Annotated in this window: 12 protein-coding genes; 8 read left to right on the top strand and 4 right to left on the bottom strand. The window is 60.9% G+C overall.

Annotated features, from left to right (window positions below; all coding sequences use genetic code 11):
• Positions 1-60: 60 nt before the first annotated feature.
• Positions 61-789: an FCD domain-containing protein gene (locus ACK83U_RS11325; protein ID WP_112604396.1), complete on the bottom strand. Its 729-nt coding sequence runs from the start codon at positions 787-789 to the stop codon at positions 61-63.
• An 83-nt stretch (positions 790-872) separates the two neighbouring features.
• Positions 873-1,820, bottom strand: a complete 948-nt coding sequence (locus tag ACK83U_RS11320; protein WP_112604398.1) for a DMT family transporter — start codon at positions 1,818-1,820, stop codon at positions 873-875.
• A gap of 139 nt (positions 1,821-1,959) precedes the next feature.
• Here ACK83U_RS11320 and ACK83U_RS11315 point away from each other — a divergent pair, with 139 nt between their 5' ends.
• Positions 1,960-2,721, top strand: coding sequence for an AraC family transcriptional regulator (locus tag ACK83U_RS11315; protein ID WP_112604400.1), 762 nt, complete (start codon positions 1,960-1,962; stop codon positions 2,719-2,721).
• Positions 2,722-2,723: 2 nt separating this feature from the next.
• Here ACK83U_RS11315 and ACK83U_RS11310 read toward each other — a convergent pair whose 3' ends face one another.
• Positions 2,724-3,608, bottom strand: a complete 885-nt coding sequence (locus ACK83U_RS11310) for a sigma-70 family RNA polymerase sigma factor (RefSeq protein WP_112604402.1) — start codon at positions 3,606-3,608, stop codon at positions 2,724-2,726.
• A 133-nt stretch (positions 3,609-3,741) separates the two neighbouring features.
• Between ACK83U_RS11310 and ACK83U_RS11305 the strand changes: the two genes are divergently transcribed.
• On the top strand, positions 3,742-4,200 hold the full coding sequence (locus ACK83U_RS11305; RefSeq protein ID WP_112605576.1) for a carboxymuconolactone decarboxylase family protein: 459 nt from the start codon (positions 3,742-3,744) through the stop codon (positions 4,198-4,200).
• A gap of 61 nt (positions 4,201-4,261) precedes the next feature.
• Here ACK83U_RS11305 and ACK83U_RS11300 read toward each other — a convergent pair whose 3' ends face one another.
• Positions 4,262-5,173 (bottom strand): LysR family transcriptional regulator, encoded by a 912-nt coding sequence (locus tag ACK83U_RS11300; RefSeq protein WP_112604404.1) that lies wholly within the window; start codon positions 5,171-5,173, stop codon positions 4,262-4,264.
• 233 nt (positions 5,174-5,406) lie between these two features.
• On the opposite strand from ACK83U_RS11300, the gene ACK83U_RS11295 reads away from it, so the two are divergent.
• From ACK83U_RS11295 to ACK83U_RS11270, 6 genes are all read left to right on the top strand, one after another.
• Positions 5,407-6,219: an alpha/beta hydrolase fold domain-containing protein gene (locus ACK83U_RS11295; RefSeq protein WP_112399207.1), complete on the top strand. Its 813-nt coding sequence runs from the start codon at positions 5,407-5,409 to the stop codon at positions 6,217-6,219.
• Between the two features lie 170 nt (positions 6,220-6,389).
• Entirely contained in the window at positions 6,390-7,580 is a 1,191-nt protein-coding gene (locus ACK83U_RS11290; RefSeq protein ID WP_112334957.1) for an efflux RND transporter periplasmic adaptor subunit, read from the top strand.
• Between the two features lie 120 nt (positions 7,581-7,700).
• Positions 7,701-10,898 (top strand): efflux RND transporter permease subunit, encoded by a 3,198-nt coding sequence (locus ACK83U_RS11285; protein WP_112399206.1) that lies wholly within the window; start codon positions 7,701-7,703, stop codon positions 10,896-10,898.
• A 326-nt stretch (positions 10,899-11,224) separates the two neighbouring features.
• The gene (locus ACK83U_RS11280; protein ID WP_112604406.1) at positions 11,225-12,109 is read left to right on the top strand and encodes an NAD(P)-dependent oxidoreductase; all 885 of its coding nucleotides are present in this window, start codon (positions 11,225-11,227) and stop codon (positions 12,107-12,109) included.
• Positions 12,110-12,116: 7 nt separating this feature from the next.
• The gene (locus tag ACK83U_RS11275) at positions 12,117-13,901 is read left to right on the top strand and encodes an IlvD/Edd family dehydratase (RefSeq protein WP_112605579.1); all 1,785 of its coding nucleotides are present in this window, start codon (positions 12,117-12,119) and stop codon (positions 13,899-13,901) included.
• 145 nt (positions 13,902-14,046) lie between these two features.
• Positions 14,047-15,816: a GGDEF domain-containing phosphodiesterase gene (locus ACK83U_RS11270; protein WP_112604408.1), complete on the top strand. Its 1,770-nt coding sequence runs from the start codon at positions 14,047-14,049 to the stop codon at positions 15,814-15,816.
• Position 15,817 lies beyond the last annotated feature (1 nt).

Here is a 15,817-nt window from a genome sequence, read left to right as displayed (position 1 = left end):
GATTTTGATCATTTGATCACAAAATACTTTAAGGTTCAACCAAATTCCTTGGTCTCTTGTTTAGGCCTGGCGGCGACCGGAGCTAGAGCCCTTGCGGGGCTCGTCCTGCGTGGCCGGGCAGTAATCCTGCAGGATTTCGTGGGTGCGGCTGATATCGGCGACAATACCGTCGCGGGCGGCGGCGAAGTCTCCGGCCTTCAAAGCATCGACGATGGCAACGTGCTCGCCGGCGGGATCGAGTTCGCCGCTGCGCATCAAAGGTTCTGCCGAGGCGGAGAGCATGCGCATATAGGGGCCGAAGCGCAGCCACAGGGTCTCGATCAATTGGAGCAGCACCTCGGAGCCCGAGGCGCGATAGATGGTGAAGTGGAACTGCTGGTTCCTGGCCATGAGATCATAGACATTAGCGCCTCGGCCGATCACATGCTGCTCCCCGGCGATGCGATCGAGCGTCGCTATGTCGCTGACAGTGAGGTTCGGAAAACCGAGCTCTGCGGCCAGACCTTCGACGGCAATGCGGGCACGGCAAAGATCGTTCAGCCGGGCAAGAGTAACGATCGGGATGCGGGCCGAGCCGTTGGCTGCGACCTCCAAAGCATTTTCAGCCGCCAGACGGCGCAGAGCCTCACGCACCGGCATATTGCTGGTTCCAAAGGTTTCAGCAAGCGAGGCGATGGTCAGCGTCTGACCGGGATCGAAATTGCCTACCATGAGCGCGTTCCGCAACTGCTGATAGACGCTCTCCTGGATCGTCGTTCTGGAGGACACCGGTTCCAGGGCTATGCGCACGCTTGCTTCCTCTCCGCTTCTCGGGACTCGTTCATGGTAGAACGAAGGGCGAGCGAAAGGAAAGGGGCCTCTCGGAGTGGCGGTCAGGCTTCCTCGGTTTCCCAGCTTTCGTCATCGGCCGGATCATTCTTCGCCCGAGGCTTGTGTAAGCCGAGCCCAACGCCGATGAGGGCAAGCGCACCGCCGATCGCATGATAGGAATGCAGCTGTTCTCCAAGCAGCGCCCAGGCCAGCGCTGCAACGACGATTGGCAGGAGATTGATCAACAGCGAGGTGCGGCTCGCGCCGAGCCTCTGGATACCGATCATCCAGCAAAGCGGCGCGAGGAGGGAGGTCGGGATTGCAGCATAAAGGATCAGCGGTAGGTTGGCGGTAGTGATTGGCGAGATATCGCCCATCAGGAAAATCGGGATCAGCAGCAAGGTTGAAAAGCCGATCTGCCAGAAAAGCTGCTGCCACATGGGAAGCGGCATCGCCCAGCGTCTCAGCATAACCCCATAGAGCGCATTTGAGAGAACGGCGATGATCATCAGGCCGTCGCCAATGTGGAAGCCGCCATTCACAAGGCGCATCGGATCACCCTGCGATGTCAAATAGACGAGCCCAATCAGCGAGATGGTGCCGCCTGCTAGGCTCGCCACGGTGAGCTTTTCGCCCGCCAGCAGGCCGGCTAGCACCGTCGAAAGAAGCGGCATTAGAGCGATCGTCACACCCATATTGACAGCTGATGTCGTCTTGGCCGCCTCGTAGGCGAGGCTCTGATAGATCACCATGCCGAGGGCACCGAGGGTGGCGAGCTTCAGCCAGTGCTGCCGTAGCAGGGAACGATTGCGCCATGCCGCGCGTCCGACAAAGGGCATGAGCACGAGAAAGGCCAGCAGCCAGCGATAGAAGGAAATCGAGCCCGGCGAAATCAAGCCCGCCGATGCCTTGGTGACGACGGTGTTACCGGACCAGATCAGCACCGTCAGTAAGGGCGCAAGGCCGGCCGTGCTGACGATGGATGCGGAAGCATTCTGCTCGGTGCTCATGTGAATGGTCTCTCGTCGTCTTGTGGCTTGGGGCGAAACGAAGGAGGGCGGATTGGGTTCGCCATCCCAAAGGCTTTGTACTGCCTGTCCGAATTCTGGTATATAGCGAGAATAAGACAGTCAGTAGCGAAATGAGGACATGTCCGGCAGGCCTCCACGCATCGAGGGTGATCCGCCCAACCCGGTTTCCTTCCGAACCGAGAATTACAGAGCGGGTACGGTTTTCCCCAAAAAGAGTCAGCCGTGGGGCGAGCTTAATTATGCGATTACCGGCATCTGTGAGTTCGATATCGAAGGCATGCGCTATCTCTCGCCGCCACATTATGCCATCTGGCTGCCGCCGCAGACGATGCACGGCGCCGCCATCCAGCACGATCTGCGCTATGCGACCGTCTATGTCGAACGCGCTCTTTGCGCGAACTTGCCTGACAAGCCATCGACGCTCAGCATCAGTCCGCTGCTTAAGGCAATCCTGGCGGATTTTGCTGCGCGTGATGTCACCATACCTGAAACAGCCGAAGATTTGCGGCTCGCACAGGTTCTGGTCGATCAGATTCGCCTGGCGCCGCGGTGCGAGAGCTACTTGCCGCTTTCCGACGATCCGTTGCTCGGCCCGTTACTGAGCGCCTTGCAAGCCGATCCCGGCGACCGGCACTCCCTTGCGGAATGGGCGCGCCGGATGGGGACGACCGAGCGCACGCTGTCGCGCCGGTGCCAGGATGATCTCGGCCTTTCCTTCAATGAGTGGCGGCTGCGACTGAAGCTTGTTGCTGCACTGTCGATGATCGAGGCCGGAGAGCCCGTGTACCGGATTGCAACGCAGCTGGGTTACAGCAACGCGTCGGCCTTCATTGCTATGTTCCGCCGGCTCACAGGCACGAGCCCGACGCAGATGCGCTAATCTCAGGTTTCAATCAAAACGATCTCCAGCTTGTGCAGTTCTTCCGGATCGGCCATCGCGTCGATGACGGCAATCATGCCATCTGCATTGAGGGTGCAACGAAGGGCGATGCGTAGCTGTCCGTCGATGACGACGATGGCACCGACCGCGCCGTTGATGACCGCCAGCCGGGCTCCCCGCGCACGGCCCTGGAAGGTCTTGGCGACATCCATGCGCCCGCGGATTTCGCCTGCCGCCCCCATGCGGGCGGCAACCGCATCCGGACGGAAGACGGCTTCGGGATCGAGGACGGCGAGCAGCGCCTGCAGATCGCCGTCACGCGAGGCGGTGAAGAAGGCGTCGACGACGTGGCGCTGGCGGGTAAGATCGGCCTCCGTCGTTGATGGCGTGTCCTGTACGCGGCGGCGGGCGCGGCTCGCAAGCTGGCGTGTCGCGACCGCCGTGCGCCCTAGAATCGGGGCAATGTCATCGAAAGGGACGTCGAACATATCGTGCAGGACGAAGGCCAGCCGTTCGGCCGGGTTCAGCTTTTCCAACACGACCAGAAGGGCGAGGCCGACGGAGTCCGCGAGCAAGGCATCCTGCTCCGGGTCGGTGCCGTTGCCAGCCTCATGCACCACGATCGGCTCTGGAACATGGATGGTCAGCGGCTCCTCGCGACGCGATTTGCGTGATCGCAGCAGATCAAGACAGATGCGCGCCGTGACAGTCGTCAGCCAGCCGCTTAGATTTTCGACGCCGGACGTATCGCTCCTTATCAGGCGCAGCCATGTCTCCTGCACCGCATCTTCGGCCTCAGCGCGCGAGCCGAGCATGCGGTAGGCGACGGCGCGCAGATGCGGCCGCTTCGCCTCGAATTTCTCTGCCTGCCACTTTTTTTCGTCCATCGGTCACATCTCCTCATCCTCATCCGTCAAACCCATGACGAACGAAATCCGGCCGGTGTGACATCGGATCGGCAGGAAAGTGCATCGTCGGGAAATGAGCCGCAACAGGCTCTGATAAATGGAGGAAAGAAACATGCAAGCTCGTATGAAGAACCCAGTCCTTGTTCTGCCTGAAACGCTGCAAGCGCTTCTGGCCGTCAGCAATTCGATCAAGGATCAGGGTCTCTCGGAAAATATCATGGACCTCGTGCATCTTCGCATCAGCCAGATCAACGGCTGCAGCGTCTGCACAGATATGGGCTTTCGCAAGCTCCAGAAGGCCGGCGAGACGATGGAACGAATCGTCGGCGTTACGGCGTGGCGCGAAATGCCCTATTTTTCGGATGCCGAGCGCGCGGCTCTGGCTCTCGGGGAAGCGGCCACCCGGCTTGCCGACCGGTCCGATGCCGTCAGCGACGAGATCTGGAACGAAGCAGCAAAGCATTTCGACGAAAAGGCTCTGTCGGCCCTGATCGTTTCGATCGCGATCGACAATGTCTGGAACCGGCTGAACGCCACGGTCCGGCAGCAGGCAGGCGCATCCTGGAACTGATCGTCCGCAATGAGCGCCACCGTCTTCCCACTGCATGGTCAGAAGACGGTGGTCCGCATTTTCAAGCCTCGCCCACTCGCGAGGTCACCAGCAATTTGGCCATCCAGTCCACGAAGACACGCACCTTGTTGCTCAGGTGCCGGTTGGGCGGATAGACGATATGCAAGGGCAGCGATGGTCGGGTCCAGCCGGAAAGAATGGGGACGAGCTCGCCGCGTGCAAGCGCATCGCGAGCCATGAAGCTCGGAACTTGCGCGATGCCGAGCCCCATCAAGGCCGCCTGGAGATAGCTGCGGCTGTCATTTACCGAAAGAATATAGCGCGGGCTGATTTCCAATGCCTCGTTGCCGTGTTCGAACAGAAACGGAATCGTACGGCCGGTTTGCGCGCGGAAATAGGCGACCGCATAGTGGTTGGTCTCAAGATCTTCCGGCCGTTCCGGCGTCCCATGCTTCTCGATATAAAGAGGGGCTGCGCAGGTGATGAGGTGGATCTCGCCGACGCGGCGGGCGATCAGCGACTGGTCGCTCGGCATGCCGGCGCGCAGCGCACAATCGACATTTTCGGCGAGATAATCGACAAGCCGGTCGCCGACACCGAGATCGATATGGATGTCGGGATAGCGCTGATGGAAATCGCAAAGCGCTGGCATGACGATTTTTTCGGCAAAGGCGCCGGCCATTTCCACGCGCAGGCGGCCGCTTGGCAGGCTCTGCGAATTGCTGATGCTGCCGTCCAGCTCCTCGATCTCCGAGAGGATCTGAATGGCGCGCTCGTAATAGAGCGCGCCATCGGTCGTCACCATGACGCGCCGTGTGGTACGATTGAGAAGCTTGGCGTGCAGATGCGCCTCAAGCGACTGGATGAGCGTCGTCACCGTCGCTTTCGGCATGGAAAGGGCTGCCGCGGCGCGGGTAAAGTTACCCGTCTCCACCACACGCGCGAATGCCCGCATTGCTGACAACTGGTCCATTCCATGACGCCCCTCGGCCGAAAATGAAGAGGCCGATTGTTTGTTATTCTGAATAGTCTGATCGAATGTAGGCTACTTATTCTCAGAGCGGAATAACAATATGTTGTTTCGTAAGTTGTTGCAATGCGGCATGGGGGCGCCAAAGACCGCATTTCGAGAATATGGTCACAAAGCGTGGTAAACCGCTTTTTGGATTGGGACATATTCGCTCGAGCAGACAGGGATTTGGGTTGATGAGTGCGCCGTGGAAAGATGTTGTGCTGGAAAACGTGCCTACAGGCCCGGTGGCAGCTCGGATCTACAACGGTGATGGTTTGAAGAAGGCGGCGCCGCTGGTGCTTTACCTGCACGGGGGAGCCTTTCTCGATACCGACCACGCGACCAACAGACCGGTGGCGGCAAGCCTTGCTGAGGCAGGCGCCATCGTGGTTGCAGCGGATTATACGAGCTGCAATCAGAATGCCTTTCCGAAGGTGCTGGAATGCGCCTACGGACTTCTCGCCTATCTCAGCAACAAGCGGAACATGCTTGCGCTGGGCGGGGCGAAAAAATCGCTGCTGTTTGTCGCCGGTGAGGAATCGGGTGGCAATGTCGCAGCGGGCGTCGCTTTAAAGGCGCGCGATCAGATGCCCGGTTCGTTGGACGGACAGGTGTTGATTTCGCCTTTGCTTGATCCGTTCATGGGATCGAAATCTTTCCTCCAGGCGGAGGAAAGCGGCATGCGCGAGCGCTGGACGGAGGGTTGGAACCGTTACCTGGGTTTCCTGGGCGGTGTCTGTCACCCCTATGCAGCGCCTCGATACTGTTCGCGGCTTTCGGGCCTCGCGCCGGCATTGGTGCTCACGGCCGAGGACGACCCGCTCCGCGACGAGAGCATGGAATACGGCAGTCGGCTGAAAGCGGCTGGCGTCCGTGTTCGCCAGCAAGTCCTTCCCGCCGGGACAGGCTGGCCCACCCTCTATGGCGGGCAGTCGAAGGACAAGCCTTCGTGGCAGCAGGATATCTGCTGTTGTTTCAAGGGTTTTGTCGAAGACGTGCAGGCTTGATCGACTAGGAGATCCCGTTCGCGAGGGATGAGCGCGGACTAGATCTATGTCGAAGGCATGAGACCGGAGCGATGGTCACGCGGATGCGCGGTGCTTCGGCCCCTGATTTTATTGAGACGATAGGAATTTGCGGTCCCGTATCCCAAGACGGGGCCAAAGGAGAGACTGACATGAAGTCCAACGATAAGCGCTGGGCCCTGTGGGGTGCTGGCATGGGTGTTGCTGCGGCTGTTGCAGGTGCGGCCTTCTATCTGGATTTGCCGCGCGGCGCCCAGGCGACCGAGGCGGCAAGCCAGGCTGCGAAGCCGGCGATCCCCGTTACGGTTGCCGCTGTCGAGCAGCGCGACGTAACCTCCTGGCAGGAATTTTCCGGCCGTCTGGAGGCTATCGACCGTGTCGAGATCCGTCCGCGTGTCGCCGGGGCGATTCAATCAGTGCATTTCCGCGAAGGCGCGCTGGTCAAGCAAGGCGATCTGCTTGTGACGATCGATCCGGCGCCCTATGAGGCGGTGGTTGCCCAAGCTCAGGCGCAGGTCGGGGCGGCAAAAGCCAAGCTCGATCTCGCCAAAGTGGAAATCGATCGCGGCCGGAAGCTCTTCGACAACAAGACGATTTCGCAGAGCGACATGGATACCCGCACCAGCAACTCTGCCGAGGCAGAAGCCAATCTGAAGGCAGCGCAAGCGGCCCTTCAGACTGCGCAGCTGAACCTCGACTATACGCAGGTCCGTGCCCCGATCGCCGGCCGGGTCGGCAAGATCGCCGTCACTGTCGGCAATCTCGTGGCGGCCGGCTCGACCTCGCCGGCATTGACGACGCTGGTTTCGGTCGATCCGATCTATGCGAGCTTCAGCGCCAACGAGCAGACCGTCACCCAGGCTCTGGCCGAACTGCCGACAACCGGAGGCGCTTTTCCACCGGTCGAGCAGATCCCGGTTCAGATCGGTACTGCAAGCGACAATGGCACGCCGATCAAGGGCAAATTGCAGTTGATCGACAACGAGGTCGATGCGGCGAGCGGCACCGTCAGCGTTCGCGCCGTCTTTGATAATCCGGGCGGCCGTCTTATCCCCGGTCAGTTCGTGCGGGTCCGTATGGGGCAGCCGAAGGCCGAGAATAAGATCGTCATCGATGATCGTGCAGTCGGCACCGACCAGGACAAGAAGTTCGTCTTCGTCGTGGATGGCGAGAACAAGGTCAATTACCGGCAGGTCCAGCTCGGATCGCTGGTCGACGGCCAGAGGGTGATCGAGAACGGCCTGAAAGCCGGCGAAAAGATCGTCGTCAACGGATTGCAGCGCATCCGTCCCGGTGCAGTCGTCGCGCCGCAGTTGGCCGAGAAGGTTGCGACCGCGCAGTAAGGCTTCGCCTTCTGCCCGTGGGCAGAAGGCTGACATTCCGAAATCACATGATCCGCCGGCGGCTCTCAAACCGTCGGACAGGAATTTTGCATCCGTTCTCACCCCAGAGGGGGCTTTGATATGAACATCTCCAGATTCTTTGTCGACCGTCCGGTTTTTGCCGGTGTTCTTTCGGTCCTCATCGTGGTCGCCGGCCTGATCGGCCTCAGAGCGCTGCCTATCTCCGAATATCCAGAGGTCGTGCCTCCCTCGATTGTCGTGCACGCCACCTATCCCGGCGCCAACCCGACCGTCATCGCCGAAACGGTGGCGACGCCGCTCGAAGAGCAGATCAACGGCGTCGAGGGCATGCTCTATATGTCCAGCCAGGCGACATCAGACGGCGCTCTCAACGTGACGGTCACCTTCAAGCTCGGCACCGATCCGGACAAGGCGCAGCAGCTCGTGCAGAACCGCGTTTCGCAGGCCGAGCCGCGCCTGCCCGCGGAAGTCCGTGCCCTCGGCATTACGACCATCAAGAGCTCGCCCAACTTCATCGTGGTCGTCAACCTCGTCTCGGACGGAGCCGACCACGACATCACCTATCTGCGAAACTATGCGACCCTGAACATCAAGGATCGCCTCGCCCGGATCGAAGGCGTCGGGCAGGTGCAGGTCTTCGGCGCCGGCGACTATTCCATGCGCGTGTGGATCGATCCGCAGAAGGCCGCCGAGCATAATCTTGCCGCCAGTGACATCAGCAATGCGATCAGCTCCCAGAACGTCCAGGCTGCGGCTGGCATCATCGGTGCCTCACCCAGTCGGCCGGGCGTGGATCTGCAGCTTAACGTCAATGCCCAGGGCCGCCTGCGCACACCTGAGGAGTTCGGCAACATCATCGTCAAGACGGGCGCCAATGGCGAAATCACCCGCCTTCGCGACGTCGCCCGCGTCGAGCTCGGCGCGGAAGACTATACGCTGCGTTCGCTGCTCGACGGCAAGCCGGCCGTCGCCGTCGCCGTTCTCCAGGCGCCTGGTTCGAACGCGATCGAGATCGCGAACAACGTGCGCTCGACCATGGACATGCTGCAGCAGGCCATGCCTGCGGGCGTTAAGTACGAGATCGTCTACGACACGACGAAATTCGTCCGCGCCTCGATCGAGAAGGTGATCGACACACTGCTCGAAGCCATCGCGCTCGTCGTCCTCGTCGTCATCCTGTTCCTGCAGACATGGCGTGCCTCGATCATCCCGCTGATCGCCGTTCCGGTCTCGATCATCGGCACGTTTGCGGTGATGTATGTCTTCGGTTTCTCGATCAACGCGCTTAGTCTGTTCGGCCTGGTGCTGGCGATCGGCATCGTCGTGGACGACGCGATCGTGGTGGTCGAGAACGTCGAACGCAATATCGAGAACGGGCTCAGTCCGCGAGACGCCACCTACAAGGCCATGAAGGAAGTCTCCGGTCCGATCATTGCGATCGCGCTGGTCCTCGTCGCGGTATTTGTGCCGCTCGCCTTCATCTCCGGCCTGTCCGGCCAGTTCTACCGCCAATTCGCGCTGACGATCGCCATCTCGACCGTCATCTCGGCCTTCAACTCGCTCACCCTGTCTCCGGCACTGGCATCCCTGCTCCTGAAGGGTCATCATGCGCCGAAGGATCGGTTGACGCGGATCATGGACGCGGTCTTCGGCTGGTTCTTCCGCGGCTTCAACCGGGCGTTCGGAGCCGGTTCGAAATACTACGGCAAGGGCGTCGGCGGCCTGCTGTCGCGCAAGAGCATCGTCATGGTGGTCTATCTCGCGCTGGTAGGAGCGACCTATAGCCTGTTCACAACGGTTCCAGGCGGTTTCGTGCCGTCGCAGGACAAGCAGTATCTGATCGGCTTCGCACAGTTGCCGGATGCCGCAAGCCTCGACCGTACGGAAGACGTGATTAAGCGCATGACGGACATTGCGCTGAAGCAGCCAGGCGTCGCCAATGCGATCGCCTTTCCGGGCCTATCGATCAACGGCTTCACCAATTCCTCGAATGCCGGCATCGTTTTCGTGACGCTGAAGGACTTCGAAGAACGCAAGACGCCCGACCTTTCGGGCGGGGCGATCGCCATGGCACTGAACCAGAAGTTCGGCGCCATCCAGGATGCCTTCATCGCCATGTTCCCGCCGCCGCCGGTCAACGGTCTCGGTACGACAGGCGGCTTCAAGCTGCAGATCGAGGATCGCGCCGGCCTCGGCAACCATGCGCTCGACCAGGCGGCCAAGGCGGTGATCGGCAAGGCCTACCAGACACCGGAACTCACCGGCATCTTCTCGAGCTTCCAGATCAACGTGCCGCAGCTCTTTGCTGATCTCGACCGCGCCAAGGCCGAGCAGCTCGGAGTCTCCGTCACCGACGTCTTCCAGACGCTGCAGATCTATCTCGGTTCGCTCTATGTGAACGACTTCAACGCCTTCGGCCGCACCTACAGCGTCCGCGTGCAGGCCGATGCCAAGTTCCGCGCTCAGCCGGAAGATATCGGCCAGTTGAAGGTTCGTTCGGCATCGGGTCAGATGATCCCGCTTTCAGCCCTGCTGAAGGTGGATGCCACGACCGGTCCGGAACGCACGAACCGCTATAACGGCTTCCTGGCGGCTGACATCAATGGCGGCCCGGCGCCCGGTTTCTCGTCCGGCCAGGCACAGGCGGCGATCGAGAAGATTCTGCATGAGACGTTGCCCCCCGGTATAGACTTCGAATGGACTGATTTGACCTACCAGCAGATCTTGGCCGGCAATTCCAGCGTCGTCGTCTTCCCGCTGGCGCTGCTCCTGGTCTTCCTCGTGCTGGCCGCCCAATATGAGAGCCTGACCTTGCCGCTCGCCATTGTCATGATCGTGCCGATGGGCGTCTTGGCGGCGCTGACCGGCGTCTGGCTCACGGGTGGAGACAACAACATCTTCACTCAGATCGGCCTGGTGGTGCTCGTCGGTCTATCAGCCAAGAACGCGATCCTGATCGTGGAATTCGCCCGCGAGCTGGAATTCGAGGGTCGCACGCCGGTTCAGGCTGCGATCGAAGCCAGCCGCCTGCGTCTGCGCCCGATCCTGATGACCTCCATGGCCTTCATCATGGGTGTCGTGCCGCTGGTCACCTCGACCGGTGCCGGTTCCGAAATGCGTGCCGCCATGGGTGTTGCGGTGTTCTCGGGCATGATTGGCGTCACCTTCTTCGGCATCTTCATGACGCCGGTCTTCTACGTGCTGATTCGCAGACTGACAGGCAACCGTCCTCTCAAGCAGCATCACCACAACGACAACGAACATTCGGCGGAGGTACTCCCGATCGCCGCCGAATAGGGGCCGTGCCGAGACTTAACTCCAGTACTCGACATGCCAGGGCGGGGCCGAAAGGTCCCGCCTTTTCTATGTTCATATTTTCGTTTTAGCTAATTTACCCTTATTTCGAAGAATTTGCTGGTGGTCGCTGATTTCCTTTGCATGATGGCACCAGAGGTTTATCAAGCTTTGGGAAGAGTTGATTGACGTACATCGGGCGTGGAGGCGCCCGTGGAATTTGGGAGTTGAGGCCACCGCAACCGGAAGACCGTCGCCGCATTCGCACGGCGAAAAGGCTCCCGTTATTCTGTTTCGGTGTCCGATGCGTTCCATTCGGAGGATAGTTTATGCACGGCAGGAAGATCGCTTTTCTCGGAACGGGATTGATGGGCGCACCGATGGCGCGGCGGCTGCTCGCTGCTGGTTTTGCGGTGACGGTCTGGAATCGCGACCGGAGCAAGGCCGAGCCTCTGGCTGCCGATGGTGCGACGGTCGCCGATACTGCCGTAGAGGCTGCTCGAGGAGCGTCCGTTCTTTTCACCATGCTGACCAACGGCGGCGCCGTTGGTGAAGTCCTGTTCGGCAGCGGTGTCGCCGATGTGCTGGAGGCCGGGACGATCGTAATCGACCATAGCTCGATATCGCCGACCGTTGCCCGCGAACACGCCTTCAAACTCGCCGAGCGCGGCGTCAGGCACATCGATGCGCCGGTCTCCGGCGGTGTGGTCGGGGCGGCTGCCGGGACGCTTGCGATCATGGCCGGCGGCGATGCTGCGGTCATCGACAGCGTCCGCGATATAATGGCGCCCCTCGGGCGTATAACCCGCGTTGGTCCGAGCGGAACAGGCCAGCTCGCAAAGCTCGGCAATCAGCAGATCGTTGCAGTAACCATCGGGGCCGTTGCGGAAGCGATGCTGCTGGTCGAGGCCGGCGGCGGTTCGCGTGAGGCGTTTCGGGATGCCATTCGCGGCGGCTTTGCGGAAAGCCGGATTCTGGAGCTCCATGGCCAGCGCATGATCGAGCGCAACTTCGAGCCGGGCGGCACCGCTCGCAACCAATTGAAAGATCTCGATACGGTCCTGGCGGCGGCGCAGAACCTGTCGCTTCATCTGCCGCTGACCGAAGCCGTCCGTGCCGAGTTTGCCGAATTCGTCGAGAATGGCGGCGGCGAGCAGGATCACAGCGGTTTGCTGCAGCATCTGGAAGACAAGAATGCCCGAGGAAAGGCTTGAGGAAGAGATGAGCGATAAGGGTGCATCCAAGCGTCGTCTGCGTTCGCAGGACTGGTTCGACAATCCCGATCATATCGATATGACGGCGCTTTATCTCGAACGCTTCATGAATTACGGGATCACGCCGGAGGAGCTGCGGTCGGGCAAGCCGATCATCGGCATTGCCCAGAGCGGTAGCGATCTTACGCCCTGTAACCGCCATCACCTCGATCTCGCCAAGCGCGTGCGTGACGGCATCCGCGATGCGGGCGGCATTCCGATCGAGTTTCCAACCCATCCGATCTTCGAGAACTGCAAGCGACCGACGGCGGCGCTCGACCGCAATCTCGCCTATCTCGGCCTGGTGGAAGTGCTCTATGGCTATCCGCTCGATGGCGTCGTGCTGACGACCGGCTGCGACAAGACTACGCCCTCGGCGCTGATGGCGGCTTCGACCGTCAATATTCCGGCGATCGTTCTGTCCGGCGGCCCGATGCTCGATGGCTGGCATGAGGGCGAGCTTGCCGGCTCCGGCACGGTGATCTGGCGTTCACGCCGCAAGCTGGCGGCGGGCGAGATCGACGAAGAGGAGTTCATGGAGGCGTCTCTCGCCTCGGCGCCCTCCATCGGCCATTGCAATACGATGGGAACAGCCTCGACCATGAACGCCATGGCCGAAGCGCTCGGCATGTCGCTCACCGGCTGTGCCGCCATTCCCGGCGCCTATCGTGAGCGTGGCCAGATGGCCTATCGCACGGGCCGGCGGGCCGTGGAACTGGTGCTGGAGGATATCAAGCCTTCGGATGTGCTGACGCGCGAGGCCTTCCTCAATGCCATCAGGGTCAATTCCGCCATCGGCGGCTCGACCAATGCGCAGCCGCACCTGGCCGCCATGGCGAAGCACGCCGGCGTCGAGCTTTATCCCGACGACTGGCAGGTGCACGGCTTCGACATTCCGCTGCTTGCCAATGTGCAGCCGGCAGGCGCCTATCTCGGCGAGCGTTTCCATCGCGCCGGCGGCGTTCCGGCTATCATGTGGGAGCTGCTGCAGGCCGGCAAGCTCGCTGGTAGTTGTCCGACGGTTACGGGTCGGACGATGGCGGAGAACCTGAAGGGCCGGGAGGCGACAGATCGCGAGGTCATCCGTCCCTTCGCCGAGCCGCTGAAGGAGCGCGCCGGTTTCCTGGTTCTTAAGGGCAATCTCTTCGACTTCGCCATCATGAAGATGAGCGTCGTCTCGGAAGAGTTCCGCAGCCGCTACCTGCAGGAGCCGGGGCACGAGGGCGTGTTCGAGGGCAGGGCGGTCGTCTTCGATGGCTCTGAGGATTATCACAAGCGCATCAACGATCCCGATCTCGATATCGACGAAAAGACCATTCTCGTCATTCGTGGCGCCGGGCCGATCGGCTGGCCGGGATCGGCGGAAGTCGTCAACATGCAGCCGCCCGATGCGCTTCTGAAGCGCGGCATCCGCAGCCTGCCGACGATCGGCGACGGACGTCAATCGGGCACGGCCGACAGCCCGTCGATCCTCAACGCCTCGCCGGAAAGTGCGGCCGGTGGCGGCCTTGCCTGGCTCAGGACCGGCGACATCATCCGCATCGATTTCAATCAAGGGCGGTGCGACATGCTGGTGGAAGAGGCGGAGATTGTGCGTCGCAAGGGCGATGGAATTCCGCCGGTGCCGCCGGATGCGACGCCGTGGCAGCGCATCTATCGTCGTTCAGTTACGCAGCTTTCCGATGGAGCGGTGCTCGATGGGGCCGCCGATTTCCGCGACATCGCCGCCAATCCGCCGCGGCATAATCATTGACGGGGCATGGCCGGCGGCAGGGATTGCGGCGTTGCTGTTAATTTGGGTAGCTTGCGCAGCCATTAAAGTTCGCGAAAGGGAGTAGTGCAACTATCATTGGCTGCGGTTAGCTAGTCTCTTCTATTTCCGAAGGGGGTGGAGCTCTTTGGCAGAGACGATATCAGGGCGAAGCGAAGAAGAGTTCCAGGACCTTTTGAGGAGGCTGGAGCTGGCGCTGGAGGCGTCTCAAATCGGCGTATGGCAGCATAACGTCAATGAGCAGCAACTGCTCTGGGACCAGCAGATGCATAAGCTCTACGAAACCGGGCTCCAAGAGCGCAAGGTTTCCTCCGACGTCTGGATGAATGCGTTGCATCCGGAGGATGTCGAAAGGGCCATCCAAGACTTCGATGCCGCGCTGGCCACGAAGGGTTTCTATAATTCCCAATTCCGCATCATTCTGCCAGGAGGCGAGGTGCGCCATCTGCGTTCGCGCGCGCATTACTATGAGGACGCCGAGGGGGCGCCTTCCTTCATCGGCGCGGAATGGGATGTCACTGCCGACGTACTGCTCAATCGCGAATTGTCCGGCCAAAAGGCTATCGCCGAAGCACGCGCCGTCGCCTTGGAGCACAGCCGTGCGCGAATAGAGCATGCCGCCGATCACGATTATCTTACGGGTCTTCCGAACCGCCGCTATTTCGACCGGCGTCTGGCCGAGCTGCGCAAAGACGCCTCTATCGAAACTTTGGCGATACTCCATATCGATCTCGATGGATTCAAGGAGATCAACGACAAATGGGGCCATGCGGCCGGTGATGCTACGCTGCAAAGCGCTGCCGCCCGCATTTCCGGAGCGATCACCGCCAACGATGTCGTTGCCCGCATCGGGGGCGACGAGTTCGTCGCCGTGCTGGTCAATATCAGCAGTATCGAACGGATCCAGGTGATCGCTGACGATATTTTATCGCGCTTACGCCGAGAAGTGCGTTTCGGCAACGAGATGCTGCGGATCCGTGCCTCCATCGGCGTGGCAGTAGGCAAGACGAGCGGCACCGGCAATCTTTTGGCAGAATCCGATGTCGCTCTTTTCCAGGCCAAGAAACTCGGCCGCAACCGGGTAGAGTTTTTCACACCGCAGCTCCAGTCCGATCTGCATGCGGAACGCCGTCTGGCCGACGAGCTGCGATTGGCGCCGATGCTGCGGCAGATCGAACCTTTCTATCAGATCCAAGTGAATGCGCAGACCCGGCACATCGTCGGACTGGAGGCGCTGGCACGCTGGCGCCACCCGGTGAGGGGATTGCTCAGTCCCGTCGCCTTCCTCAAGGTCGCAGACGAATATGGGATTACAGCAGAAATCGATGCGGCCGTGTTGAAACGGGCGCTGGCGGATCGGGCAGCTTGGGTTTCGCGGGGGCTTTCGCCGCCACGCATTGCCGTCAATATCTCCGGCCGTCGCCTTGCCGATCCCGATCTGATCGATGGATTGCGTGCGCTCAGAATACCGCGCGGCGCGATAGCCTTCGAGCTGGTGGAGACCATCTTCCTGGATGAGCCGGACGAGGTTGTGCTTGCCAATATCGCTGGTATCAAGGCGATGGGGATCGATATCGAGATCGACGACTTCGGCTCGGGTCACGCGTCGTTGATCGGGCTCGTCAAGCTGAAGCCGAAGCGGTTGAAGATAGACCGGCAACTGGTGACCGCCGTAACGGTATCCGAAGAGCAGCGGCGTCTTGTCGGCTCCATCGTTGAAATAGCACGCGCATTGAATGTCGAGGTGGTTGCCGAGGGGGTCGAGACCGAGGACCACGCGCGCGTTCTGGCCGAGGTCGGTTGCGATGAGCTTCAGGGCTATGCCATCGGCTATCCTTCTTGCGAAAGTGAGACCGCTGCTTGGCTGAAATCAGCCGAAGCATCAACCGCGAGCTGAT

This window comes from Rhizobium sp. WW22 (genome assembly GCF_047041135.1).
In the GTDB taxonomy this organism is placed as follows: Bacteria; Pseudomonadota; Alphaproteobacteria; order Rhizobiales; family Rhizobiaceae; genus Rhizobium.
This window is presented reverse-complemented; position numbering and strand designations above follow the sequence as displayed.

Excerpts from the sequence above, each read along its gene's own strand:
- ACK83U_RS11285 (WP_112399206.1), top strand. The coding sequence starts at position 7,701 with ATGAACATCTCCAGATTCTTTGTCGACCGTCCGGTTTTTGCCGGTGTT.
- ACK83U_RS11320 (WP_112604398.1), bottom strand. The coding sequence starts at position 1,820 with ATGAGCACCGAGCAGAATGCTTCCGCATCCATCGTCAGCACGGCCGGC.
- ACK83U_RS11280 (WP_112604406.1), top strand. The coding sequence starts at position 11,225 with ATGCACGGCAGGAAGATCGCTTTTCTCGGAACGGGATTGATGGGCGCA.
- ACK83U_RS11295 (WP_112399207.1), top strand. The coding sequence starts at position 5,407 with ATGAGTGCGCCGTGGAAAGATGTTGTGCTGGAAAACGTGCCTACAGGC.
- ACK83U_RS11290 (WP_112334957.1), top strand. The coding sequence starts at position 6,390 with ATGAAGTCCAACGATAAGCGCTGGGCCCTGTGGGGTGCTGGCATGGGT.
- ACK83U_RS11300 (WP_112604404.1), bottom strand. The coding sequence starts at position 5,173 with ATGGACCAGTTGTCAGCAATGCGGGCATTCGCGCGTGTGGTGGAGACG.
- ACK83U_RS11275 (WP_112605579.1), top strand. The coding sequence starts at position 12,117 with ATGAGCGATAAGGGTGCATCCAAGCGTCGTCTGCGTTCGCAGGACTGG.
- ACK83U_RS11305 (WP_112605576.1), top strand. The coding sequence starts at position 3,742 with ATGCAAGCTCGTATGAAGAACCCAGTCCTTGTTCTGCCTGAAACGCTG.
- ACK83U_RS11310 (WP_112604402.1), bottom strand. The coding sequence starts at position 3,608 with ATGGACGAAAAAAAGTGGCAGGCAGAGAAATTCGAGGCGAAGCGGCCG.
- ACK83U_RS11315 (WP_112604400.1), top strand. The coding sequence starts at position 1,960 with ATGTCCGGCAGGCCTCCACGCATCGAGGGTGATCCGCCCAACCCGGTT.